We start from the raw sequence: 25,454 nt of genomic DNA on the forward strand, positions 1-25,454 counted from the left end.
GACTCTAAAACTAAAAACGTTACCGAAGGGCTGCGTAAAAATACACTTAAATCGGGTGAACGCGTAGTACGTGTAGATAACACTGAGGGCAAGCCTTCGCATACGCGTTTTAAAGTACTTGAACGGTCAGGAACACACGCAACAGGTTCTGTAGAACCATAAGAGATAGGTATGTTATAACCGCCACCGCTATCAGTCTTTATTTCACATTGACGACCTTCAGGTGCTGGAAAACAAACACTACCTGAACCACCAACAGCAAAAGAAAAAGGATCGCTATCAGTAGGTGCAGGGCAATCTGGGTCAGGTTCTTCAGGTTCTTCAGCTGCTTTATAACACCAGTGAGTGCCTTCCTCTAAAATAGGGCCATTAGAATAAACATCTGATTCACATATATATGCTGTTTCATCTATTGGACTATGCAAAAGAGCAGATTTTGATTCTGTATATTTTACTGAACCGCCAAAGACATCAGAAGTAGCTTTATATACTTGTTCGCAAGAATACAAATATCTATCAGTACCATATGGGGATTGAGAACAAGTAGGGTCACCATCAGAAATATAATCATTATAGTGGGTAGGTGGTTGAGGTAAATTTTCACCATTAAGTTTTGACTCTGCAAAATCAGAACAAGCACTTACATCCTCTGCAGAAAGCTTAATTGTTTCGGTGCCCGCATAAGTACACGACCAGTTTTGAGTTGTTTCCGTCTTAGCAGGTAATCTATCCTGATTTGCAGAAACAAAAAAAGCGCTTAATAGCGCCAATAAAAATATTAGTAATCGCATGTAAGCGCCTTTTTGAAAATGGCGGTTTTACCCGCCTTTGTTAACTGGTTCTTACTCCACTTGAAAAGCCTTCGACAAAGCACCAAACAAGAAATGAAGCAAGGCCAATTGAGGTAACCATTTTACTTGTTAAGCTTTGATACAATCATACCAATAGCAAAACCGATTGCAGCAACAGTAATTACACCAGCAACAACCGCTGTATAGTTTGTTGTACCATCACCTACAGCTGCACCAATTTCAGCAGAATAATCAGCTGCGAATGATGAGCCAGAAGCAACAACTGAAGTTAGTAAAAGACCAGCTTTAGCGCGTTTTGAAGCTAAGATATTTGTAAATTTTTTCATTTTAGTATTCCCTGTAGTTATGTTTTTCCCATTACTCGGACGACACGACCGATGCAATGAGCAGTTATAAAGGCGACTAATGCCGCCGAATTAATTAGGCCGAAAGTGGCCAAGTCAAAAGCAAATAGCTCATTAAGAACATTTACTAATCCGTGTTGCTGTAGTTCTAAGAACTCAGCTTGTGTAACCATCACAAAATCACAAACACCAGTAACGGCTTTTAAAGTTTGGTCGGGTTGGATAGCTACACATTGAGACATTTACTGTTTGACCAACGAAACGTCAGCAACAATATTGCGTGACATATTTCTAGGGTCAGGTTGTAAAACCAAATCAACTTCACAAATACCATTAGCATCTGTAATTTGTTTAAACTTGTTGTAAAGGGTTTGGTCTTCAGTCATTTCTACACTTTTAGGTTCAAAGCCACATTTTTGTATATTGTGATCGCCTTGGATGTAATCTTGCTCTGATACTAAGTAAGAGATAGAAGAAAACGAATAAGGTTTAGCAGCGCCTGATTTACTAGAAACACCACGACCCATAGCCGCAGATAATAAAATTACTTTCATGTTGTTAACTCCATTTGGTTGGGTGGGGTAATACAGGCCTTGTTAATAGAGTCGGGTATATCCCAAGGATTTAGGCCTTTAGTTAGTCGATTAATTATTTCTATATCTGTTAATTCTTTTACATGACGTAAAAAATTTAAGTATTTACCGTAAGACTGAACGCAGTAACGTTCTAAACGTTCGGCAATTAAAGCGCCGTTGTTTTGTCTTTGTCTGCTTGTTGTTCTGATTTCAAGACGTTCAGCAGTAATAAAAGCAAAAGCGGGATAGGCAGCAGCAAATACAGCATCGGTATTGAGAAGTGCATCCAAGGAGATAACACGGTCAATACTGCGCAACTCAAGCTCAGCACGAACCCAATTAGGTTGAGATTCACTTTCCATTTGCTTACCTTTTTCATACATACGCGCCATTTTTCCATTTTTACGACTTCCTACGTAAAGGGTGTTACCGCCATTGGCCACACAGTCATATCGTTTTTGCCAGCCGTGCTTTTTCTTAAACTCAGCTTGTTGTAAATCTGTTAGCTTTTTAAGTTCACCCGTTTGTATAAACGAGAAAGAGGGCGCTTGATTGGTTTTACAAAAGCCGCCTTCTTCTAAATTTTGGAAGTAATCAAGTACGGTTCTATTGCCTTCGTAATCGTCGTAAGCAATATCTAAACGAGTGATTTTTACATTAGGCATTTTTTGCAACATGGTATGCAGTTTAGGAATATCTAAACCAGCACATCCAGTACCAGAAAATGAAATCATAACGCCACCATTATTAGCGCCCCAAGCAATTACACCTGAGTTAATATCATGACGATAAAGTGTTGCTGACTTCTCGTAAGTGAACATGCCACCGGAATTATCACGGTATGACCAACTAAGTGTGTCACTGGTTAAACGGTCAGCAGCAGTAGCAACTTCTGTATTTAATAGGTGCATAAATTTAGAAATATCACCTTCAATTAATGATGTAAGTGCTTTGTAACGCTTTGTTTTTCTTACAACACCTTTAAGAAAGTGCTTTCTATCTTCTTCTGGGATTTCTTGAATTGAGTTGTATTGACGGTACTTAGAAGAGCCAGAAAGGTTATTATCAAACAGCTCGTTATAGTAATAATCAGAGTTGAAAAGTACTGTTTCGCTTACATCAACGTCTAAATCATCAGTTGCAACAAGTGACGTTTTAGTGTCATTTGTGAAGTCATCTGTTGGATTGTTGGCGAACATTTCAGCACATAACATGGCGTTATATGCTTCTTTATAGGATGAAAAATCACCATTTCCGAATGCTAATTTAGCATCAAAACGACAACGAGCAACTTCATTTGGAGAGAAAACAACCGTTAAATAATCGATTTTAGTAAGTTGTTCAGTTAGCTTTTTAGCGTTCTGGGTCATAATCGAACACCCCAGAGTCAAAAAGTTCTTGCCAATTATTGTCGTCTACATCAATTATTTCGAAGCTTTCACCGTTACAGTAATCAATGCAAAATGCCATTGCTTCTGAACGTGAAGAATACATAAGCGGGTGTTCAATTTTATTGAAACCTAATGCGTATTCTTCTATGCCTGAAATGTATTGAAGGTAGAATTTCAATTCCTGAGTCCTTTAGAAAGATAGTGCACAAGTTTGTGCAATGGCTCAGAATGTAGCGCACAACATTGTGCAACGTCAAGAATATATTTTACATTTTTGTGCGCTATAATTGATTTAGAGAGGAGATATATATGTCATTTAGTTACCAACTCATTGAAAAATACAAAGAATTCAAAGGTTATTCACAGGACAAACAAGTTGTTTCTGATTTGGATGGAGTTACGTCGGGTTCATTGTCACAAATTAAGCGAGGCGAGAGACATTTAACTGCTAATCAGTGTATTTTTTTGGCGAATATTGTTGGAACTGACCAAAAAGAAGCTTTATTAAACTTAGCAATTGAGAAATCAAAAACTAAAGAAGAAAGTAAAATATGGTCGGATATTGTAAAAAAGATTAGCGCTGCATGTATTGCGGGCATTGTTGCAGCTGCGTGTCTAACTGGTCCAGTAGTGACCCCGCATTTGCGGTATAAGAGATAGCCCATAAATTACGTTATGTTAAATTTGTTGGTTTTTAATAAAGCGAGCGTGATTATACAAACCAGCTCGCTTTTAGGAGAGTAATTTGGTGGTTAATTAAGCTCTGAATCAACCCAAAACTTGGTACCTTTTAATACAGCTTGTAGTGCAAGGCCATTTTCGGTTACAGAATATACAGTAACTTGATCTGCAATCGCTTCGGCAACTAGTGCACCGCCTTTATCTTCATATTTTGCTGCTGCATCAGCGTTTCCGCCAAATGCCCAACCATGTTCAATAAATCTATTTAGTGCAGCTTGGTTATGAAAAACCATTACAACGTTAAAATCTTTAACGCCTAAACCAAGTCCTAAACCGGCTTCACCCATATTCATGTAAGTCGATTTACCAGTAAGGTTATTTTTAACTACGCCGTAACCGCCACCAAAACTGGCTAAAACAACATTTACGTTCGCGTTATCAAAAACAGCGTAACCAGCCGAATTAGCAATTTGTTTTTTAACGTCAGGTTTTTCAGCGTATAATTTATCTAATGTATTTGTTTTCATACTTTGTACAAGTGAACGTTTTTCGCTTGGTGATGCACTACCTGTAGTAGCACACCCAGTTAACGAAACAGTTAAAGCAAGTACGCTTAGTATAATTAGTTTTTTCATGATTTTTTCCTTAATAAGATATAGCAACCAACAACCATAGAATAATCACGGCATTAAAATAATTAGAGCTTTACTATGTCCAATACTAGACAGTATCGGACTTTAACGTTATTCTGTAAGCCTATTATTTAATTGAATATTTATACATTATGCTTGTTGCTTTGGTTGATACGTTAAAACAATTAAGATATCAAATTGCCCATCTAGATGACGGTACTCTCAATTCAGAATACCCAGAACTTGCATCCTTTATACAGGAAGTTGGCTTGACTGTAACTGAATCAAAAGCCGATCTGACATTCTTATATCAGTTTTTATATGTTTATGGCCGCAAGTCAGAAGCTACTTATAGCCGTTTTCGAAATGAACTTGAACGCTTTTATTTATGGTCGTGGTTAATAGCAGAAAAATCAGTATTCGATTTAAAACGTGAAGATATTGAAGCTTACGTTGATTTTATGGTCGAACCTGATAAAGAATGGGCTGCAACTTCAGTGCAATGGCGTTATAAAGATGAGCAAGGAATTCGTAGATTAAATCAAAATTGGCGCCCTTTTATGCTAAAAGAATCAACTGCCAGCCAACAAACTTTATCGGCGATGTTTACTGCCTTAAATGTATTTTATAAGTTTGCCCTACTCGAAGAAAAAACATTCGCGAACTTTGTCCCTGTTGTTAAAAAAAATAGCCCGTATTTAGTTGTTCAATCACAAATTCAAATTCCTGATACATTAAGTGATATTCAATGGGAATACGTTTTTGGTGTAACGCGTGATTTATGCGAACATAACCCTGATTTAGAGCGAAACTTATTTACGCTTGCCTGCTTAAAAGGTCTTTATTTACGAATTTCAGAATTATCTGAGCGCCCACAATGGTCGCCGGTAATGTCTCATTTTTGGCAAGATAATGATGGATTTTGGTTTTTACGTATAATGGGTAAAGGTAATAAATTACGAGATGTAACCTTAAGTGATGATTTTGTTGAATATTTAAAACGATACAGATTATATCGAGGGCTACCTGCCCTTCCTCGGGTTGATGAATCTGAGCCGTTAGTTCATAAAATTCGCGGTCAAGGTGGCATGACCGTAAGGCAAATTAGGCGTTTAGTTCAACAAAGTTTTGATTATGCTCAGCAATCATTACTTGATGATGGTTTTAAAGATGATGCTGAACAACTTGGCGCTGCAACTGCACATTGGCTTCGTCATACTGGTGCCACACATGATGCGCAAACTAGACCGCTTAAACATTTATCAGAAGATTTAGGTCATTCTAAAATTGCGACTACCGATCAAATTTATATTCAAACAAATATTAAAGAGCGAGCAAAATCAGGACTTAAAAGGAAAATTTAATGGAGTATTTAGTAATTGCATTTATAGGCGGACTATTTTTAATTTATTCTTTAACACTTCGCCAGTTAGAAAAAACAGAAGTAACAGGTCCAATGTTTTTTGTTGTCGGCGGAATATGTTTAGCTTTTATGTTACCCAACGAAGGACATAAAATAAAAGAAGGCGTTGATCTTTTATTACCATTTATAGAGCTTACGCTAAGTATATTTTTATTTTCAGATGCAGCTAAATCAAAGCTAAGTGTTTTAAGGCATAGTTTTCAGTATCCTAGTTTACTATTGTTTGTTGCCCTACCCTTAACATTATTACTCGGTATTGCTGTTGCTTTATTTTTCTTTGCTGAGATTTCACTTATTCAAGCGGCGTTGCTCGCAATTATTTTAACACCTACCGATGCAGCATTAAGTAAAGGATTACTAGCAAGCACACAAGTGCCTGAAAAAATACGTGAAGGGATAAATACTGAAAGTGGTTTGAACGATGGATTATGCGTGCCCATATTCTTAATATTTATATTACTCGCTAAAAATCCTGAATCAGCTATTACCGCAACACAAACATTAAGTGTGTTTGGCCGAGAGCTTGGCTTGGCTTTATTAATAGCTATTACAAGTATTGCTGTTTTTATACCGAGTTTAAACTTTGCAATGAAACGTCATTACTTTGCGCAAAATACCAGTCCGTTTTTATTACTCGGTTTTGCTATGGCTGTTTTTTCTGTCACTCAGTATTTTCATGGCAGTGGATTTATTGCGGTGTTTATTGCCGGTTTATTATTTGATAAATTTTCGACTGAAGAAGTTAGAACAGAATTAATTGAAGACTCAGAGCACATTGCAGATTTTACATCGCTAATGATTTGGTGCTTGTTCGGGTTTGTTTGTGCTTACTTAGTTATTCCAAAATTAAATACTGAAATTATAATTTACGCTTTGTTAAGTACAACATTGATTAGAATAATTCCTGTTATGTTGTCATTGCAGTTTACGGCATTGAGTATTAAAGAGCGTTTTACATTTGCGTGGTTTGGGCCAAGAGGATTAGCATCAATTGTTTTTACATTGATGGTGATAGATACGCAAATAGAAAATAAATATAAAATAGCGACAATAGCAATGACGACTATTCTGTTTAGTGTATTTATACATGGTATTAGCACTAAACCTATTGCTGATAGTTTTGTTAAAAAATAATCATTTAAACTAGGTAAAGTAAGAATACTGATTAAAAAAGGCGTAACGGTTATTTCATTACTGATGAAGTTAATCGTTGCGCCTTTTTTTTATTTTATAAAGTTATTTAAGAACCTGTACTAGTAATTCAATTGGGTGTTTTGGTTTAAACCTCTCAAAACGTTTAACTTGGCTACGACAAGAAAAGCCCGTAGATAAAAGTTGCTCTGGTTTATTTTTATCTACAATTGGTTTCCAACTCATTTCGTAAAGTGCACGTGAGTTATCCTGATTTTGTGCTTCGTGGCCATAAGTTCCCGCCATTCCACAACAACCTGTATTTGTTGTTTTTAATGTTAAACCAATATCATTGAAAATTGTTTGCCATACATTTGCTGCTTTTGGTAGCGTAGTTGTTTCAGTGCAGTGACTCAGTAATGTAAATTTGGTATCTGTATTTTGCTTTGCGCTTAGTGATTTAAACGATTGTGTTTCGAGCCACTCATGGGCAAGTTGCACATTAAATTCACCACGGTTATTTTCTAAAATTGTATTATATTCATCGCGGTAACACATAACGAGTGAAGCATCTAAACCGACTAACGGTGCATTAATATCATTTAATTTATTTAAAAACTCAGCTGCATTTTTAGCTGTAACTTTAAATTCATGCAAAAAACCTTTTACGTGTTGCGGTTTACCATTTGGTTTAAAAGGTAATAGCATTGGTTTTTTGCCAAGTTGGGTTATTAAAGTAATAAAACTTTCTACTAGTTCGGCTTCGTAAAAGCTCGTAAATGGGTCTTGTACTATTAATACATATTCACTTTGTTGCTCTGCATTTAATTTATTTAATAAATCAAAATCAAATTTTTGTGTTTTAGTAATACGCTTTGAAAGTGCAGGAATACTTAACTGTGGTGTATCAACATAGCCAACTGTTTTTTTAATAACATTGCTTACTAATGATGTTTTAACAATTGGGTTTATAACTTTTGCAAACTTTGCCATTAATGGCGCGCTGCTTTCTATGTTACCAACAAGGTAATCTTTTAGCGGACGCGCATAATAACTATGATAATAATTTAAAAAGCGCGAACGAAAAGTAGGAACATCTACTTTAATAGGGCAAGCAGTTGTACATGCTTTACATGCTAAACATTCATCCATTGACGCTTTTACTTCGTGAGAAAAGTCGTAAATACCTTTTCGTTTTTCGCGGCTGTGAACGAAACGTTCCCACCAGGTGATTACTTCACCTTTGTTAAGCTGCTTTTCTACTTCGAGCAAATCTACATTTTTTGACTCTTGTAATCGAAGCCATTCGCGCATTAAACTTGCGCGACCTTTTGGTGAATTACGACGATCGCCAGTTACTTTATACGATGGACACATAGGTGAATTTTCATCGTAATTAAAGCATATGCCATTACCATTACAGGTCATTGCATTGTTAAAACTGGTTTTAACTTCTATTGATATTTGCTTATCGAAGTGCGATCTCTTTTGTCCATCAACACTAACTAGTGAGTCTTCACTATCGATAGGAGTGCATATTTTACCGGGGTTAATACGGTTGTTAGGATCGAAAGCTGTTTTTATTTTACGAAGTTGCGTATATAAATGCTCACCAAAAAATTCAGGACTATATTCACTTCGGTAACCTTTACCGTGTTCGCCCCACATTAAACCACCGTACTTAGCGGTTAGTTTTACTACCTGATCTGAAATAGTTCTAAGTAGTTTTTCTTGTTCTGGGTCGCACATATCAAGTGCTGGGCGTACGTGTAAAACGCCTGCATCAACATGGCCAAACATACCATATTGTAAATTATGGCTGTCGAGTAATGCTCTAAATTCGACAATATAATCGGCTAAATTTTCAGGGGGTACTGCGGTGTCTTCTGCAAAGGCGAGTGGTTTTTGACTGCCTTTTACATTACCTAATAAACCCACTGATTTTTTACGCATTGCGTAAATTTTTAGTATATCGCTTTTATCACTGGTTAACTGATAACCAATAACGCCATTAGTTTGATTTTTTACGCATTCGTCTAGCAGCTTACAAAGTGTGTCTACTTTGTCTTTTATATCATCGTTTGATACTGCATTAAACTCGACCATGTTAAGGCCTTGCATATCTTTATTTGGTACGTCGGTTATTAAGTCCGATACTAAATTCCAAATGATGTCTTCACGCGCTAAGTTTAAAACTTTGCTATCTACGGTTTCTACCGATGTTGCGCGTGCATCAACTAAAAACGGTGAATGACGAAGTGCTGAGTCAAAACTATCGTACTTGATATTTATAAGGGTTTTAAATTCAGCAATCGGTGTTAGGTTTAATTTAGCTTCAGTTACTATACCTAATGAGCCTTCTGAACCCGTTATTAGTCGGCTCATGTCAAAAGTAAGTAAGTCATCACTTAGCACATGCTCTAGGTCGTAGCCGGTTAAAAACCTATTTAACCGTGGAAACTTAGCTAAAATAGCTGCGCGTTCATTAACTGAAATATCTAAAACTGTTTTATATAAACTACCAATTAGAGAGTCTTGCTCGGCTATAATTTTTGCTTTGTCGATGTCTATTGGTGAGGTGCACATAGGTGTACCATCGACTAAATAAGTTGTAAGCCCTAAAACATGATCGCTTGTTTTTCCGTAAACTAACGAACCTTGCCCCGATGCGTCAGTACTTATCATGCCACCAATAGTTGCCCTGTTACTGGTAGATAAATCGGGCGAGAAGAAAAAACCATAAGGTTTTAAAAAGTCATTAAGTTGATCTTTTATTACGCCGGTTTGAACGCGTACCCAGCCTTCTTCTACATTTATTTCGAGGATTTCGCGCATATAGCGAGACAAATCTACAACAATACCTGGTGTTAACGATTGACCGTTAGTACCTGTTCCGCCACCACGAGGGCCAAAAGTTAAAGATAAAAATGGATCGCGAGATGCAGTTTGCAGTGCGAGTTGAATATCTTTTTCATTTTTTGGAAAAATAACACCTTGGGGTATTTCCTGATACACACTGTTATCGGTTGAAGCAGTAATACGCGTTGCATAACTTGCATCGGTATCTCCACTAAAACCTTGGCTTGCAATGGTATTTAGGTAATTTGCGACAAGTTCTGTCGCGGCATCTTGCTGTGTAATTGTTGCTATCATGACGGCGATATTTTAGGGCATTTGACTAATTATATCATGGTGATGGCGAATAGAAATTGAAGATTTTACAGTTTGTAACACTCATTTAGTCGATTTTAATGCAGCTTAAATTATACTCAAGTTAACGAGTAATGAGGTGTGTTATATGAAAAAATTACTATTACAGATCAGTGGCGTGTTATTTATTTTGCTAGGATTATTTTTTGCGATCGTCCCTGGCCCATCGCTTATATTTTTTATGGCGGGTTTATTGTGTTTTTTGTTTTATTACCCTAAAGCGCGACATTACTTATCACTTTGTCAAAAGGTGTTAACTAAATCATGCGCTTATTTAGATAAAAAATTAGCCCGTTAGTTTACTTTAATTGGGTATAAAAAAATGCCAGCAATACATTGCTGGCATTTTTTATAGCTTACCTATTTATTACTTTGCTAATTTTTTAGCTAGGTATAACCATGTTTCTATTACTGTGTCTGGATTGAGTGAAACAGAGTCAATGCCCTGCTCTACTAACCATGCTGCAAAGTCTTCGTGATCTGAAGGACCTTGACCACAAATACCTACGTACTTGCCTTTTTCTTTAGCTGTTTTAATTGCCATAGAAAGTAGTTTTTTAATTGCTGGGTTACGCTCATCAAATAAATGTGCGATTAAACCAGAATCACGATCAAGACCAAGCGTTAACTGTGTTAAATCGTTAGAGCCGATAGAAAAACCATCAAACATTTCTAAAAATTCATCAGCAAGTAATGCATTTGAAGGCAGCTCACACATCATGATTACTTTAAGACCATTTTCACCACGTTTAAGGCCATGCTCTTCTAGTAATTCAATTACGCGTTTACCTTCTTCAAGGGTACGTACGAATGGGATCATGATTTCAATGTTTGCCATATCCATGTCGTTTCTTACGCGTTTTATAGCTTCACATTCTAGTGCAAAACAATCGCGGAAATCTTCAGAGATATAACGTGCGGCGCCACGAAAACCAATCATTGGGTTTTCTTCTTCTGGCTCGTATTGCTGGCCACCAACTAGGTTTGCGTATTCGTTTGATTTAAAATCAGACATACGCACAATTACACGCTCCGGTGCAAAAGCACAACCAAGCGTTGAAATACCTTCAACCAGTTTTGTTATGTAAAACTCTACTGGTGATTCGTAACCGGCAATCATGTCAGTAATTTCTGCTTTTAATGCATCGGTTTGCGCATCAAAATTTAATAACGCTTTAGGGTGAACGCCAATCATACGGTTGATAATAAATTCAACTCGCGCAAGGCCAACACCTGCATGCGGTAAGCGTGCAAAGTCAAAGGCGCGATCGGGGTTACCCACGTTCATCATTACTTTCATTGGTAGTTCTGGCATTTTATCAACGCGTGACGTTAGTATTTCAAAATCTAAAATACCTTCGTAAATAAAGCCGGTATCGCCTTCGGCGCATGATACTGTTACTTCTTGTCCCGCTTTAATTAAATCAGTTGCATTACCACAACCAACAACTGCCGGAATACCAAGTTCGCGTGCAATTATTGCCGCGTGACACGTACGGCCACCACGATTTGTAACAATCGCTGCTGCACGTTTCATGATTGGTTCCCAATCAGGGTCGGTCATATCGGTAACTAAAATGTCGCCTACTTGTACCTGGTCCATTTCTTTGATTGAATCAAGAACACGTACAACACCGCTACCAATTTTGTGACCAATTGCACGGCCTTCAACAAGTACATTACTTGTGCCATTTAATTGAAAACGTTCCATTACGTTTGAGTCTTCGTTTGAGCGGACAGTTTCTGGACGTGCTTGAACTATATATAGTTTGCCGTCGTTTCCGTCTTTTGCCCATTCGATGTCCATAGGACGACCGTAATGTTTTTCAATGATTACAGCTTGTTTGGCAAGATCTTGCACTTCTTCATCTGTAATCGAAAATTTATTAGAAAGCTCAGGGTCAACATTAACGATGTCTACTTGCTTACCATGTGCTTTGTCTTCTGAGTAAATCATTTGTATGGCTTTAGAGCCAATATTACGACGTACTACTGAAGGTTTGTTTTTAAGGAGTGTTGGTTTATGAACATAAAATTCATCAGGGTTAACCGCGCCCTGTACAACCATTTCACCTAAGCCATAGCTTGATGTAATAAATACAACGTCTTCAAAACCAGACTCTGTATCAATACTAAACATTACGCCAGATGCTGATTTATCTGAACGTACCATGCGCTGTATACCTGCTGATAACGCTACACCACGGTGATCGTAACCTTGGTGAACACGATATGAGATTGCACGGTCATTAAATAATGAAGCAAATACGTGTTTAATAGCGACCATGACTGAATCGATACCGACAACGTTAAGGAAAGTTTCTTGTTGGCCTGCGAATGATGCATCTGGCATATCTTCAGCGGTAGCTGATGAACGTACTGCAAATGAAACATCTGCTGCTGTATCGCCATGGAGTTGGCTATATGCGTCGCGAATGGCTTGATCTAGGTTTGGTTGGAATGGTGTGTCGATTATCCATTGGCGGATATCGGCACCGACTTTAGCGAGTGTATTTACATCATCAACATCAAGTGTATCTAGGATGTCATGAATTTTGGCGGTGAGTCCTGATTGATCTAGAAACTCATTAAAAGCATCTGCGGTAGTTGCAAAACCACCCGGTACTTGTACACCAGCGTTTGCGAGGTTTGAAATCATTTCGCCAAGTGACGCGTTTTTACCGCCAACTCGAGGAACATCTTGCATACCAAGCTCTTGATACCAGAGAACGTATTCTTGCACGGATCTTTCTCCAAAAAAAACAAATTGTAGGTCTAACTGTGAGAGTTAAGAAAGAAAACCTTTTATAAAGGTCATCATCATTCTACACTGGCAACAGTCCTCACGTAAACCGTGGGAAACCCATTTTAGGGATTTAAACGCAATAAAAAGGTTAATTATGAGAACTGCTTTTTATATATCAGATGGAACAGCGATTACTTCAGAGGTGTTTGGGCATGCGACTTTGTCATTGTTTCCTATCGATTTTAATCATAAAACAATTCCATTTGTAGAAACTGAAGAAAAAGCGCACGAAATTAAAGCTTTAATTAATGCAACCGCTGCAAAAACAGGTGAAAAGCCTTTCGTGTTTTTTACTTTTGTGAATCACAATTTAAGTGAAATTATAAAATCGGCTAATGCAGTTACGTATGATTTTTTAACTACGTATAGTGAAAAAATCGAAAAAGAACTCAATGTAGCCCCTGTTCCAAAAATGCATCGTACGCATTCTATCCACGAAAAAAGTTATGATTTTAGAATTGATGCGGTTAACTATGCTCTTATGAATGATGATGGCGGAAATATTAAAAACTTTTCCGAAGCAGACATCATTTTAATTGGCGTTAGCAGAAGTGGTAAAACACCGACAAGCTTATACTTAGCACTGCAGTACGGCATTAAAGCGGCTAACTACCCTATTACAGAAGAAGATTTAGATAATGAAGGTTTGCCTAAATGTTTAGTTCCTTATAAACATAAGTTATTTGGGCTGACGATTGACCCTGAGAGGCTTGCGGCTATAAGGCATCGACGTATGGCTAACTCTAAGTATGCTTCAATTAAACAGTGCCGTATTGAGGTGCGCGAAGTGGAAATGTTGTATAAGCGTCACAAAATAGCTTACTTTAATTCTACGCATCATTCTGTTGAAGAAATATCTGCAAAAATACTGATAGAAACAGATTTAGAGCGACGTAAGTACTAACTTACTCATCAAATTTGAAATAAAAAAACCGCAACTAAGCGGTTTTTTTAGTATCAGTAAATATTATTTACGTGCGTCTTTTAGTAAATCAGCGACTAAAAAGCCTAACTCTAATACTTGGTCGGCGTTAAGGCGTGGATCACACTGTGTTTTGTAACGCTGTGCTAAGTCATCGTCAGATAAACCGTAAGCACCGCCTGTACACTCTGTAACGTGCTGACCAGTCATTTCTAGGTGAACACCACCTGCGTATGAACCTTCAGCTTTGTGTACAGCGAAGAACTGACTGATCTCGCGCATGATATTATCGAAGTTACGCGTTTTGTAACCTGAAGTCGCTTTTTCAGTATTACCGTGCATTGGATCTGAGCTCCAAATTACTTTACGGCCTTCTTGTTGAACTCTTCTTACTAGTGCTGGGAGTTTTTCTGGTAGTACGTCTGCACCCATACGCGTAATTAGCGTTAAACGACCAGGAATATTATCTGGGTTTAATGCGTCAATTAAACGAATTAGGTCGTCTGGGTCCATACCTGGGCCTACTTTAACACCAATTGGGTTTTTAATGCCTTTAAAGAATTCAATATGTGCATGGTCTAGTTGGCGTGTACGTTCACCTATCCAAACAAAGTGAGCAGAACAATCGTACCAATCACCCGATAAATGGTCGCGACGTGTTAGTGCCTCTTCGTAACCAAGTAGTAAAGCTTCGTGAGAAGTATATAAATCGGTTTCTTTTAAGCTTGGCGCAATTGTAGAGTTAATTCCGCACACTTCCATAAACTCTAGTGCGTCTTGAATTTTATCTGCAAGTTGTTGGTATTTTTCTTTAAGTGGATTTGCAGCAACAAAGCCCATGTTCCAGCGGTTAACCTGGTGAAGATCGGCTAGGCCACCTTGTGCAAATGCACGTAATAAGTTTAACGTAGCAGCACTATGATGGTATGCAGTCATTAAACGTTGTGGGTCTGGAATGCGCGCTTCTTCTGTAAACTCAATATTATTGATGATGTCGCCACGGTAAGATGGTAAAGACACGCCATTAATTGTTTCTAAGTCTGCTGAACGAGGTTTAGCGTATTGACCAGCCATACGCGCTATTTTAACTACAGGGCATTTACCGCCGTAAGTTAATACAACAGCCATCTGTAAAATTGTTTTGAATGTATCGCGAATATTAGCGGCATTAAAATCGCTAAACGACTCGGCACAGTCACCACCTTGAAGTAAAAATGCACGACCTTCGCACACGTCTTCAAGTTGTTTGAATAGGCTTCTTGTTTCTTCTGCAAAAACTAGAGGCGGAGCCGTTTTTAATTGGCCTTCAACTGATTTAAGTATTTCTTGATCTGGGTACTGTGGCTGCTGCAGTATTGGCAGCTCTCTCCAGCTATTTGGGTTCCACGATGACATAATTTTTCCTCATTCCTACATTACCTGATAAGAAGAAATTAACGTATGCAGACCCCTATGTTCAAGGACTAAATTCACTATTTTCCAATTATTTAGTTATGAGTTAAGTATAAAAGTAATTTTACTTAACTCAGTTGGTTATATAACAATCACTTTAGTTTTATTTCAAATAAACTAAAGTGATTTAAAACATACAATTAGAGTTAATTAGTTTCAATTTTAACACATTGAGAATAAATAAGGCACAAGGGTATATTATATGTATTTTACTTAAGAACACATCATACTTAAATTGCATTAAATGTAATCTTAACTTTACGCGCTAAATTAATTATTAACTAACAGGGGCTATGTGCAGGTCTAAATATATGATATAGCATTTTGTGTTGCTCATTTATATGCACTTTAAACCTAGTAGAATAACGCTGTTGATTATTCTGATGCCAGAATATACTTACAACTGACACAGGGTTAATCTGCTGATTCACCACTCATCTTCCCACCCTGCCGTCAGCGTCATTTAGCAAAACTTAACTGCCAGGCATGCCTTAAATGGCTCTCATGTAAAAAGCATGTACGACATGCTGAGCTTTTGGATGATATACCCATAGTTAAAAGTTAAAACACGTTATAATATTAATCACTAATTAGAGAAACAACCAAAACCAACACTATTATTTAGAACTTAACCGCACCAAGTCCATTTTACATCCCTCATTTATTACACTACATGGGCAATTAAGCCCTAAGCGGGCTGGCTCTTTAATCAATAAAACAATACTAATTTACAGGAATAAGCATAACCATTTACTTCAGTAAAGAACACATCATACTTATATTGCTTTGCATGTTATCTGAACACCGAGCATTACTTTATTAAATATTTACTCAATGCAAAGTGCATGCAATAATATAGGCTTGGTAAGATGTGTTCTTTGAGGTGTGCCGTGGTTACTAAAGTTCAAATTAGGAGTCAGTTTGATTTAATGAACGAATTAACTTTAAGGTTAATTGAGGAATTAAACGAATGTGAGTTTTCCAGAGCAGAGTACTATCAGTTACCTGATGTAAGTAATTTAGATGAAAATAAGGTTCCTGAGTCCATACCTGTCTCTAAAATAACTGGAGCGCCGGCTCAAAAGGCAATTTTAAACTCCTTTTCTGACATTTATAAAAAATCGGGCTTAAGCAGTCGCGTGTTAAAAAGGCACCCTGGTTTACTTGTTATTAAAAATGCAGATAAACAAGCTTTAAATAATCGTATAGCACAAGTTAACAAAGCTAAAGCTAGTTTCAAAGAGTGTATATTGGCAATTGATAATAACGATGCCCGATTTGAGGCTGTTCATAATGCAATACCAAATTTAATAACACTTGCTGCTTATCGTAAGATTCACAGTGAGAGCGAATCACCATTTTCCGTTAGGTTTACTTGGATGCACAAGCACGCAACTAAAACGTTGACTAAAAAAATGGCCCTCGAAATGCTCGACAAATCGGCCAGTTATCGAAATCCAAGAATGATAGATCAACAAAAATGGCAATCACTTGTAGCTCAAGAACAATTACGGGTTGCTAGTTTAGGTGAAAAGGAAAAATTAAGAATTCGTCGCCCTACTCGCGTAAGCCCTCAAGTTAATGTGAGATACACAGCACAAAACCGCTATCATGTGAGCGCCGCATTACCATTTATTCTGATTAATCCAGAACCAGACGTTAAACTAGGTATCTTACCTGATTATAAAAAACCCGAAGCTCATCCTCGAAAACGTGAGTATGATTTTTTAGTTGATAGGCTATATTTAGAACAAGTTGACCGATAGCTATTATGTTAAAAAGGCCACAATATGTGGCCTTTTTAGTAAATATGTACAGTATTTAAAATAACGTTTATTATTTTTCTACTATCTCTTCTATTTTATCTTCATCAATTAACACTGCATTTTCAACAATACGTTTACCGCCTTGAATCTCAATGCGTTTGTTGTGTTTGTTCAATGTAAGTATTTCATCGCAAAACTGATCAGAGGGGTGCATTTCGTATGTGTAATCAATAATGTTACCAGTTTTGTCATCTTTGACGTTTGTAATGCTGTATTCTGATATAGCACCTTTTTCAATCAAATCTTTCATTGTGGTGGTCATATCACGACGAAGCGCTTTTAATTTATTTTCCGTAATATCATCAGTTGAATAAATAGATCCGTATTTTTCCATAATAGAAAGTAATCTAAAATGATACGTTTTACCTGGAGCTGCATAACGCCAAAGGTGATACAAACGAAGCATCATCCAACGCGACAATCCCCGTTTTAATTCTTGTGCACTATTAAAGTAATACCCTTTGTATTCAAGGTTATCAATCATGTTATGAACAAACGCATTTAAGCAGGCCACACACTTTACATTGCCACCTTGACCTTTTTTGCCACTAAAGTGAAGTGACGATAAAAAGTTCATATTTGACTCGTAAAACGAATCATCTATATCGGAGTTTTTAGTATCGGTTGCTGAATATTTAAATGAAAGTTTAGAACCTTGCAATGCTTCAAGTGACTCTTTAATAGCAGGATATGGCATTGACTGCCCTACCGCTTTGAGCTCTTGCGCTAATTCGTTCATAGAAAAAACAACTGCGTATTGAATACCGGACTTAAAATTAATTTTAACTATTTTGCCTTTAGAAGCTAAACGAATAAGTGCTCGTTCTACTTTTTCTTCTCTGTCCGATGGCCAAACAAGATACTCAATATCTTCACCATCTTTACGAGTACTGACAACAGCGGGGGTAATTTTTATCTCACCGTCGTATAAAATACCATCTACTTTCTCTGATATTTTACGCGTAATGATTGTTTTTTTAGGCGCTTCTTCAAGTGGCAATTTTTTATAGCCAGAGCGAACAAAACGGCCCCACAAATCATAATGATTAAACGTGTTTGAATATGCGCGTAAACCATGAGCTGCATTTTCAATAGAAATTCGCACGTCTTTGTTGTCTGTAAATAGTGCTAAACTTTCGTTATCGATTGCACTTTCCACCCCGTGGATTTGGCCCCTGAGTGTATCGGGCAAATTATCTACCGAGATGTTGACCTTTCGGCTCATTGTTCTTATTTCCATTTTTATTGCGACATCTAATAACAACACATTAATCAACAAAAGTTAAATGTTTAAGTTAGTATAAAAGTGATCTGACTTTAAATAAAACGTTTAGATCACTATTATACTAAGTAATGTACATAACTTGCGATTTCAGATCATATTTTTACTAACTAGGTCATCTCAAATCGGTTTTTTACTAACTCAGCTGTTATTTTGTCCATCACAATGGCTTTATTTTAAAATTTAGCACGACAAATTCATACGAAAATTAATATCCCTGTGGATAAAGGCTTATCGAGTTAGCATAGATCTGATCTGTACCAAGTACAGATCAGATCTATACTAATTAAACGAACCTATTGACGCTAAGGTTAGTGCATAACTTTATAATTTACTTAGTAAAAAATTGATCTCAAGGGCTCTTTTTGTTCATAACCTTATGCACAACCTGTGCATAACTTGATTTAAAAAATAAGGCTTAGTAAAAAGGTGATCTGCAGGTAGATAAAGATCTGATCTTAACCAAGTATAACGCTGATCTGCTTTTTTTTATATTGTTTATATTAATCATAATGTTATGTGTTAATTTAAGGTCCTTAGCCTTTAATACCTTATATATTTAACCACCTTTAAACTTCTTTATTTATACTAAGCAATATTAAAAGTGTAAAAGTATTTTTAAATGTCTTCTTTTTAAAATGCATGTCGTCTTAAATAGTTGTTTACAGCAATTTGAATGGACATTATACTAACTGCCTAACTTTGAGGAAGAAAGTATGTCTATCACTAATAACGCGTTAAGTACCTACCGGCTTTTAAAAGCAACCGCCGAAGTAGCTGAAAAATCATTAGAAGGTCGTATTCAGCACTATCGTGCTCATCTTAAATCAGAAGAAAAAGAATTAAGAACTTATACGCAAAAAGCAGCTGCCGATTTATTAGGTTGTAATAATCGTACTTTAAAAAGACGTCATGACAACGGTGACTTTGATGATTTAAACATAAAACGCGGCGCCAATGGTCATTATGCTTACACATTAGTAAACATTTTTGCTATGGCTGATATTATGGATATTAAACCAGATCATCGTACTGATGATGACAAACTGCAAGTTATTGTCATTAATTCTCTCAAAGGTGGCTGTGGCAAAACAACCAGCATGGTTAATATTGCAGCAGCCCTGGCAACTACAAATATTAAGCGCTATCGCATTGGTATAATTGATTTAGATCCTCAAGGTTCTTCTTCAAGCTTTTTTCCTTCAAGCGAGCATGACCCAATTACTGTTGGTGACTTAATGCGTGATTGTATAGATTTAGATGAGGGCGAAACATGGCCTGAATTTGTTTCAAACTCATTTTTACCAACGCATATCCCAAATATTCGTGTACTGCCATCAGGTATGGACGATTTTTATTTTGAGCACGAAACTGCAACATTACTCAAAGACACCTCAAATTATGAGCAAACTCGTCATTACCATAAGTTACTTGAAAAAGTAATTAACCCTGTTAAAGACGAGTTTGATATTATATTAATAGATACAGCTCCAACTCTTAACTTTATGTTTTATAATGCATTAATGGCTTCTACTGCGATGCTTATCCCTGTTCATCCAGAAGCTGTAGACTTTGATGCTAATAATAAATATTTAAAACGACTAGGTGAGATTTACCATACCGTTGCGGCACTTGGCCATGAGGGATGGGACTTTATGCAGTTTTTAGTGACCAACTATGTAAAAGGTAATCACTCACAGCGCGATATTGTTAAAGATGTTCGTAGTGCATTCGGTCGCCAAGTTATGAGTTACCCAATCAACCACAGCTCGGCGATTACTGCTAGCTCTTCGTCTTTCAATACTATTTTTGATCAAAAAGCGTCAGACAGCTTAGCAAGCCGTGAATCACTAATGCGCGCTCAAGAAAATATTAAAGATGTGGTCGATGAGCTAGAAATGCTTATTCGTTCAAATTGGCAGTCAACTCAATCAACACTCAATACCCCTAAGTAAGGATGTTAAATAAAAATGGCTAAAAAACGTAAAAATGACACCCGCTTAGATCCATTTGCAACAGCTGTAGGAAGTAGTAGCCTTGACGCATTACTTGAACAAGCAAATGCTGGTGATGTAATTCGCATGCCAGCACCGAGCGATCCTGAGCGCCAAATTACACTTGTTTGCAAAGTGATCGCACACGCTGACATTGAATCTACAACAGGTGTGTACGGTAAAAATCGCCGTGTACAAGCACTTCTTAACGAAAAGTCAGTATCGGATATTCTACCTGCCATTGCAGAGGATGGCCGTAATCAGCACCCTGCGTTACTTTGGGATCAGGGTGATAAAAGCCTAGTTTTAGCAGGTTCTCGCCGTCGTATGGCCTGTATTTTAGGTAACGCCGATTATTTAGTACTTAGTTCAAGTGACTTTACTGAGCAAGACGCTAAAATTTTAGCTGTATCTTCAGATCAATATATCGCTCCAAGTCTATGGGAGCTAGGACAAGCTTACCAGCAAACTAAAAATGAGCTTATTGAACAAGGTAAAAAAGGGTCTTACAGAGAGATTGCTGCAATTGAAGGTGTATCACACACCGCCATTGCAGATGCTGTTAAAGCGTATGAACAAATACCTGCTGAAGTTATTGCACTCTACCCTACTGCGAATCACGTGGGTCGCGAAGTGGCTAAAAAGCTCATGAGCGCAAAGGAGAGAGACCAAGAGGCGTTTAATCAACTTGTTAGTGACCTAGCTAGTGATGAAGAGCTAAACGCCATTACAAGTGACGACAAGCGTGCAATGGCAATCACCAAATGCCTAACTGCTGAGCCTCAAGCTGCTGTTAAGCGTGAAACTGTACTTGAAAATAAGTTTGTATCGGTGCAACGCAATTTAAAAAGTGGTGATGTGTCTATCAAAATCGACAATAAAGTGATGACAGACAAACGCTTAGAACAATTAACTAAGCTATTAAGTGCTTTTAATTAGTTAGTTAAATAATGATCTGTCAGACGTGCCTACTTAGTTAAATACTGATCTGACAGATTGTTTTGTTAGTAAAAATCTGATCTTTACTAGCCTAATCCTACCTTAAATAATCATATTTCCTCTTCAAGATCACTTTTTTACTAACTAATCGCCCCCTTTTAGCTATTTGCTCTTGGTTTATTATTATTGTTAGTAAAATTGTGATCTATAACGTGTCGTTTAATCTTTATATTTGTGTGTAGTGCCTAATATTTTGCGAAATTTTATACTCATTTTTACCTATAAACCGATTTTTTACTAAGCTATCAGCTCCAACCAGTTTATATCTTGTTAATAGTGCTTTAGCTCAGAGCACATAAGGCATATACTGGCAGAATTATTTTTAAAATTTAATGCTTAGAGTGACATGTCTGCTAACTTATCAAAAAATGATTTAATGGCTATTTTTGAAGAAATTAAAAATGAGCAGGCTACCCAGTTTCCTCTTTCTGAACGCTTTATTAAAAAACTTTTTCGCGAAAATGTCTTAGATAAAGGCAAAGAGTACTACAAGAAAGGTCAAATCACCTGGCTAGAGCATACCCCTAATTTTTCTGTTGTAGACTCTACCGTGCAAGTGGATAACGGATCATCATTTAACCAACGTATTGAGATCAGTAAAGTACCAACTGGTTATTCTGTTGATACACACTGTACATGTAATGCAAAAACCAAATGCCGACATTTAGCTGCTATTTTGTTTAAGCTTAAAATAGAGCACTCTGGTGAATACGGTGAAGATTACTTCATTAATGATTGGTTTAGTGAATTAAGCGCTCTTAAAAGTGGTGATCAACATACACCGTCGCAAGTATTATTATTTGTATTAGATATTGAAAATAACAAAGTATTTTTAACACCTAAAATAGCTAATTTTGAGACTAAAAAGAATTACACGTTAGGCCGAAACCTCACTGAGCAACAGTTAAATAGTTTCGTAACGCCAAATGATTTACTCGAAAGTGATTTTAGATTATTTAGTTGGATACGTTCACAAAATGCAGTAGGAAGTATTGAGCTAAAAGGCCAATGGGGCTTTAGTGCCCTACAACAATTGATAGCTACTGAGCGCTTGTTTTTTCAGCGCTCTCGCGTGCCAATTAAAGCGCAATCTGGCCAAGCATTGAGTTTTAGTTGGGAGCAAGATAAAGATCTATCACAATTAGTTATTAAGCTCGAGCAAACCCAAAACTGGGCTTTATTAAAAACAACACCGCCTACTTACCTCGATTTAGATCATTTAAAAGCGGGTCGTCTTCGTACACCATTGAGTGCAGACGAAATAGCGCATTTACAAACTATGCCTGCTTTGCATGACGCTAATTTTGACAGAATATACAAACAACTTGCAGATAACTTTGGTGCAGGTGTTATACCGCACCCTACTAACTTGCAGCCAACGTTACCTAAGCTATCTAGTAATGCTGTTTTAAAAGTAATAATGGGCGAGCAAGGTTTATCACTTTCGCTGTTATTTAAGTATAAAAATAAAAACTATTTAGCTGGTGCTGCCCCAGCAAGTACTATAAATAGCGCATTTGAAAACACCGTAACTAACGAGCTAATCAATCTAGGGTTTGAATTTTGTAAAGGGGGTTTACAAAGTGAGCTTGTATTTACAAAGCAATCTCCTATCCATTTGCATTGGCTAATATACGAAGTATTTCCTGGCTTTAAGCAGCGTGGTTGGCAAGTCAGTGTAAGTAAAGTAACAAGCCCTAATCCACAATGTGAAGTGAGTTTACATGTACACCGTGCAGCAGGGCATCAAATGCACTGCAAAGTATTGTTGTGTGACGCAAAAGCAGCGCTGTTGTTTACTAATGCTGATTCGCTTTATCAGTCATTGAATCGCCAAAGTGAACTGTTTTATTACTACCCGCTTGGTCGTCAATTTGGGGTTATTAATAAGTCTGCCATTAACTTATTAAACGAATTTAAAGAACGCTTTGAATTTGTAAAAACACGTGACGAATTTAATATTCCGCTTTCGTATTTACCTGAACTAGTAAAGCACACAGCTATTAACGTAGAGCTTCACGACGATTCACTTGAGCTATATTTACAAGAGTTAAATAATACCGATAAGGCAATGCCTAAGGTTTCATTACATGGCTTAAATGACTCTGTAACACTTCGTGAGTACCAACAGCAAGGCGTTGATTGGCTTAGCTTTTTAAAACGTCATCAATTAGGTGGTATTTTAGCTGACGACATGGGGTTGGGTAAAACACTCCAAGTTATTGCATTTTTAGCGAGTACATTTAACCGCCCTCAAGCAGGCCCTACACTTATAGTGTGCCCAACTAGCTTGGTGAGTAATTGGAAAAACGAAATCACTAAGTTTGCTAAAAGTTTAAAAGTAACCACTATTTTTGGATCAAACCGTAACGATCCTTTACAACACTTAGCACAAGCGCAATGCATTCTTACTACATACCCGCTTTTAAAGCGTGATATTGCATATTATTCGCCATTATATTTTGAAAATATTATCCTCGATGAAGCACAATACATTAAAAACGATACCGCACAGGTCTCACGATTAGTTAAACGCTTAAATGCCGACTTTAAACTTTGTTTAAGTGGTACTCCAATCGAGAATAATTTACTTGAGCTTAAATCGTTACTCGATTTTGCTATGCCATCGTTACTTGGGTCTCAAGCCCACTTTAAGCAGCACTTTCAAACACCTATTGAGCGTGAAGCTGATATGCAGAGGGCTGAGCAGTTAAAAGCGTTAATTATGCCCTTTATAATGCGCCGCACTAAAGCACAAGTAGCGCAAGAGTTACCTGAAAAAACAGAGCTAACAAAAGAGTTTGAGTTTGAGCCTAAGCAAAAAGAAATGTACCAAGGCATTACACGTTCATTAGAAGAGAAGCTAATAGACTTATTTGCCGAACAAGGCGCACAAAAAAGTAAGCTTGCATTTTTAGAGGCGCTTTTAAAGTTAAGGCAAATTTGTTGCCACCCTAAATTAATAGATCCAGATACTCAAGCAGGCTCCGCTAAGCTTGAATGGTTAACAACACACTTACCGCTTATGCTAAGCCTAGGTCGTAAGATTATTATATTTAGTCAGTTTACATCGGCACTCGATTTAATAGCCCAACGCCTTGAAGAAATAAACATTAACTTTAGTATGCTTACAGGGCAAACGCGTCAACGAGATAAAGTAATCGACGAGTTTACCAGTGGTAAAACATCCGTGTTTTTAATTAGTTTAAAAGCCGGTGGAACAGGCCTTAACTTAACACAAGCAGATACTGTTATTCATTTTGATCCATGGTGGAATCCCGCAGTAGAAAAGCAAGCGACTGATAGAGCCTACCGTATTGGTCAAACTAATCCTGTATTTGTTTATAAGCTCATAATGAGTAACTCAATAGAGCAAAAAGTATTTAAAATGCAGCAAGACAAGCAAGCCCTTGTTGATGCATTATTTACCGATAAATCAATGAGCTTTACAAAGTTTGATGAGCAGCAAATGTTGTCATTAATTAAAAACTAAAAAAGATCTAAAAAGTTTTGATCTTTTTATGAACTTAATTAAAAAGCGGACGTCTATCATTATGCTTGTTGATTAATTGCAGTTAACACAAGCATCATGTTGATTTCCCATTTAGTTACTAATTTTAGTAATGATTGAGCCAGCCCATTTTGAGTTGGCTTTTTTTATGTCTAAAATTTAGCGTGCAGCACTTATTTTAAAAGTTTTTATTTTTTTATGAACTTAATTCAAAAAGACGCGTCTACTATTATGCTTGTTGATTAATTGCAGTTAATACAAGTTTTCATGTTGATTCCCTATTTAGTTACTAATTTTAGTAATGATTGAGCCAGCCCATTTTGAGTTGGCTTTTTTTATGTCTAAAATTTAGCGTTCAGCACTTATTTTAAAAGTTTTTTATTTTTTTGAACTTAATTAAAAAAGACGCGTCTACTATTATGCTTGTTGATTAATTGCAGTTAATACAAGTTTTCATGTTGAT

19 protein-coding genes and 1 pseudogene are annotated in these 25,454 nt (G+C 36.9%); 10 read left to right on the forward strand and 10 right to left on the reverse strand.

Annotation, left to right across the window (positions count from 1 at the left end):
• Positions 1 to 126: pseudogene (locus H5087_RS20250) on the forward strand (23S rRNA pseudouridine(955/2504/2580) synthase); the annotation flags it as partial.
• 787 nt (positions 127 to 913) lie between these two features.
• On the opposite strand, the gene H5087_RS18465 reads toward H5087_RS20250, so the two are convergent.
• From H5087_RS18465 to H5087_RS18485, 5 genes are read right to left on the reverse strand one after another with little or no spacing between them, the layout of a single operon-like run.
• Positions 914 to 1,138: a hypothetical protein gene (locus tag H5087_RS18465; protein ID WP_024594019.1), complete on the reverse strand. Its 225-nt coding sequence runs from the start codon at positions 1,136 to 1,138 to the stop codon at positions 914 to 916.
• Between the two features lie 17 nt (positions 1,139 to 1,155).
• Positions 1,156 to 1,398: a hypothetical protein gene (locus H5087_RS18470; protein WP_166376667.1), complete on the reverse strand. Its 243-nt coding sequence runs from the start codon at positions 1,396 to 1,398 to the stop codon at positions 1,156 to 1,158.
• Positions 1,399 to 1,710 (reverse strand): hypothetical protein, encoded by a 312-nt coding sequence (locus H5087_RS18475; RefSeq protein WP_182672980.1) that lies wholly within the window; start codon positions 1,708 to 1,710, stop codon positions 1,399 to 1,401. It abuts the gene before it with no gap.
• Positions 1,707 to 3,101, reverse strand: coding sequence for a replication initiation factor domain-containing protein (locus tag H5087_RS18480; protein ID WP_182672981.1), 1,395 nt, complete (start codon positions 3,099 to 3,101; stop codon positions 1,707 to 1,709). The genes H5087_RS18475 and H5087_RS18480 overlap by 4 nt, the downstream gene beginning before the upstream one ends.
• Positions 3,085 to 3,300: a hypothetical protein gene (locus tag H5087_RS18485; protein WP_024591109.1), complete on the reverse strand. Its 216-nt coding sequence runs from the start codon at positions 3,298 to 3,300 to the stop codon at positions 3,085 to 3,087. The genes H5087_RS18480 and H5087_RS18485 overlap by 17 nt, the downstream gene beginning before the upstream one ends.
• Positions 3,301 to 3,431: 131 nt before the next feature.
• Here H5087_RS18485 and H5087_RS18490 point away from each other — a divergent pair, with 131 nt between their 5' ends.
• Complete coding sequence (locus H5087_RS18490) at positions 3,432 to 3,782, forward strand: DUF3693 domain-containing protein (RefSeq protein ID WP_024591110.1); 351 nt, start codon at positions 3,432 to 3,434, stop codon at positions 3,780 to 3,782.
• 92 nt (positions 3,783 to 3,874) lie between these two features.
• Here H5087_RS18490 and H5087_RS18495 read toward each other — a convergent pair whose 3' ends face one another.
• On the reverse strand, positions 3,875 to 4,438 hold the full coding sequence (locus tag H5087_RS18495) for a YSC84-related protein (protein WP_007377560.1): 564 nt from the start codon (positions 4,436 to 4,438) through the stop codon (positions 3,875 to 3,877).
• Between the two features lie 149 nt (positions 4,439 to 4,587).
• On the opposite strand from H5087_RS18495, the gene H5087_RS18500 reads away from it, so the two are divergent.
• Together H5087_RS18500 and H5087_RS18505 are read left to right on the forward strand one after the other, a co-directional pair.
• A complete protein-coding gene (locus tag H5087_RS18500) occupies positions 4,588 to 5,799 on the forward strand; it encodes a tyrosine-type recombinase/integrase (protein WP_007377559.1) in 1,212 nt (403 codons plus the stop codon).
• Entirely contained in the window at positions 5,799 to 6,992 is a 1,194-nt protein-coding gene (locus tag H5087_RS18505; RefSeq protein WP_182672982.1) for a sodium:proton antiporter, read from the forward strand. Before H5087_RS18500 ends, H5087_RS18505 begins: the two co-directional genes overlap by 1 nt.
• 102 nt (positions 6,993 to 7,094) lie before the next feature.
• On the opposite strand, the gene H5087_RS18510 is transcribed toward H5087_RS18505, so the two are convergent.
• On the reverse strand, positions 7,095 to 10,142 hold the full coding sequence (locus H5087_RS18510) for an FAD-binding and (Fe-S)-binding domain-containing protein (RefSeq protein ID WP_182672983.1): 3,048 nt from the start codon (positions 10,140 to 10,142) through the stop codon (positions 7,095 to 7,097).
• 145 nt (positions 10,143 to 10,287) lie between these two features.
• Between H5087_RS18510 and H5087_RS18515 the strand changes: the two genes are divergently transcribed.
• Positions 10,288 to 10,497 (forward strand): hypothetical protein, encoded by a 210-nt coding sequence (locus H5087_RS18515; protein WP_182672984.1) that lies wholly within the window; start codon positions 10,288 to 10,290, stop codon positions 10,495 to 10,497.
• Positions 10,498 to 10,566: 69 nt separating this feature from the next.
• Here the strand turns inward: H5087_RS18515 and ppsA are convergent, their stop codons facing one another.
• A complete protein-coding gene (gene ppsA, locus H5087_RS18520; protein ID WP_138490105.1) occupies positions 10,567 to 12,942 on the reverse strand; it encodes a phosphoenolpyruvate synthase in 2,376 nt (791 codons plus the stop codon).
• A 157-nt stretch (positions 12,943 to 13,099) separates the two neighbouring features.
• Here ppsA and H5087_RS18525 point away from each other — a divergent pair, with 157 nt between their 5' ends.
• Complete coding sequence (locus H5087_RS18525) at positions 13,100 to 13,909, forward strand: pyruvate, water dikinase regulatory protein (protein WP_138490106.1); 810 nt, start codon at positions 13,100 to 13,102, stop codon at positions 13,907 to 13,909.
• Positions 13,910 to 13,972: 63 nt separating this feature from the next.
• Here the strand turns inward: H5087_RS18525 and H5087_RS18530 are convergent, their stop codons facing one another.
• Positions 13,973 to 15,322 carry a class II 3-deoxy-7-phosphoheptulonate synthase gene (locus H5087_RS18530; protein WP_024596521.1) on the reverse strand — a complete coding sequence of 450 codons (1,350 nt, stop codon included), beginning with the start codon at positions 15,320 to 15,322 and terminating at the stop codon, positions 13,973 to 13,975.
• Between the two features lie 947 nt (positions 15,323 to 16,269).
• Here H5087_RS18530 and H5087_RS18535 point away from each other — a divergent pair.
• Positions 16,270 to 17,145: a DNA replication terminus site-binding protein gene (locus H5087_RS18535; RefSeq protein ID WP_182672985.1), complete on the forward strand. Its 876-nt coding sequence runs from the start codon at positions 16,270 to 16,272 to the stop codon at positions 17,143 to 17,145.
• A 70-nt stretch (positions 17,146 to 17,215) separates the two neighbouring features.
• On the opposite strand, the gene H5087_RS18540 is transcribed toward H5087_RS18535, so the two are convergent.
• Complete coding sequence (locus H5087_RS18540; protein ID WP_024596523.1) at positions 17,216 to 18,430, reverse strand: hypothetical protein; 1,215 nt, start codon at positions 18,428 to 18,430, stop codon at positions 17,216 to 17,218.
• 773 nt (positions 18,431 to 19,203) lie between these two features.
• Here H5087_RS18540 and H5087_RS18545 point away from each other — a divergent pair.
• The 3 genes from H5087_RS18545 (at position 19,204) to H5087_RS18555 (ending at position 24,973) form a co-directional block, all read left to right on the forward strand.
• Positions 19,204 to 20,442: an AAA family ATPase gene (locus H5087_RS18545; RefSeq protein ID WP_182672986.1), complete on the forward strand. Its 1,239-nt coding sequence runs from the start codon at positions 19,204 to 19,206 to the stop codon at positions 20,440 to 20,442.
• A gap of 15 nt (positions 20,443 to 20,457) precedes the next feature.
• The gene (locus tag H5087_RS18550; RefSeq protein WP_182672987.1) at positions 20,458 to 21,420 is read left to right on the forward strand and encodes a transcriptional regulator; all 963 of its coding nucleotides are present in this window, start codon (positions 20,458 to 20,460) and stop codon (positions 21,418 to 21,420) included.
• A 406-nt stretch (positions 21,421 to 21,826) separates the two neighbouring features.
• The gene (locus tag H5087_RS18555) at positions 21,827 to 24,973 is read left to right on the forward strand and encodes a DEAD/DEAH box helicase (protein ID WP_182672988.1); all 3,147 of its coding nucleotides are present in this window, start codon (positions 21,827 to 21,829) and stop codon (positions 24,971 to 24,973) included.
• The last annotated feature ends 481 nt before the right edge of the window (positions 24,974 to 25,454 follow it).

Source organism: Pseudoalteromonas sp. SR43-7 (genome assembly GCF_014163785.1).
Classification (GTDB): domain Bacteria; phylum Pseudomonadota; class Gammaproteobacteria; order Enterobacterales; family Alteromonadaceae; genus Pseudoalteromonas; species Pseudoalteromonas distincta.

What these genes read in the sequence shown, in the direction of transcription:
- H5087_RS18465 (WP_024594019.1), bottom strand. Translation starts at nt 1,138, where the DNA reads ATGAAAAAATTTACAAATATCTTAGCTTCAAAACGCGCTAAAGCTGGT.
- H5087_RS18470 (WP_166376667.1), bottom strand. Translation starts at nt 1,398, where the DNA reads ATGTCTCAATGTGTAGCTATCCAACCCGACCAAACTTTAAAAGCCGTT.
- H5087_RS18475 (WP_182672980.1), bottom strand. Translation starts at nt 1,710, where the DNA reads ATGAAAGTAATTTTATTATCTGCGGCTATGGGTCGTGGTGTTTCTAGT.
- H5087_RS18480 (WP_182672981.1), bottom strand. Translation starts at nt 3,101, where the DNA reads ATGACCCAGAACGCTAAAAAGCTAACTGAACAACTTACTAAAATCGAT.
- H5087_RS18490 (WP_024591110.1), top strand. Translation starts at nt 3,432, where the DNA reads ATGTCATTTAGTTACCAACTCATTGAAAAATACAAAGAATTCAAAGGT.
- H5087_RS18495 (WP_007377560.1), bottom strand. Translation starts at nt 4,438, where the DNA reads ATGAAAAAACTAATTATACTAAGCGTACTTGCTTTAACTGTTTCGTTA.
- H5087_RS18500 (WP_007377559.1), top strand. Translation starts at nt 4,588, where the DNA reads ATGCTTGTTGCTTTGGTTGATACGTTAAAACAATTAAGATATCAAATT.
- H5087_RS18505 (WP_182672982.1), top strand. Translation starts at nt 5,799, where the DNA reads ATGGAGTATTTAGTAATTGCATTTATAGGCGGACTATTTTTAATTTAT.
- H5087_RS18510 (WP_182672983.1), bottom strand. Translation starts at nt 10,142, where the DNA reads ATGATAGCAACAATTACACAGCAAGATGCCGCGACAGAACTTGTCGCA.
- H5087_RS18515 (WP_182672984.1), top strand. Translation starts at nt 10,288, where the DNA reads ATGAAAAAATTACTATTACAGATCAGTGGCGTGTTATTTATTTTGCTA.
- H5087_RS18525 (WP_138490106.1), top strand. Translation starts at nt 13,100, where the DNA reads ATGAGAACTGCTTTTTATATATCAGATGGAACAGCGATTACTTCAGAG.
- H5087_RS18530 (WP_024596521.1), bottom strand. Translation starts at nt 15,322, where the DNA reads ATGTCATCGTGGAACCCAAATAGCTGGAGAGAGCTGCCAATACTGCAG.
- H5087_RS18540 (WP_024596523.1), bottom strand. Translation starts at nt 18,430, where the DNA reads ATGAGCCGAAAGGTCAACATCTCGGTAGATAATTTGCCCGATACACTC.
- H5087_RS18545 (WP_182672986.1), top strand. Translation starts at nt 19,204, where the DNA reads ATGTCTATCACTAATAACGCGTTAAGTACCTACCGGCTTTTAAAAGCA.
- H5087_RS18550 (WP_182672987.1), top strand. Translation starts at nt 20,458, where the DNA reads ATGGCTAAAAAACGTAAAAATGACACCCGCTTAGATCCATTTGCAACA.
- H5087_RS18555 (WP_182672988.1), top strand. Translation starts at nt 21,827, where the DNA reads ATGTCTGCTAACTTATCAAAAAATGATTTAATGGCTATTTTTGAAGAA.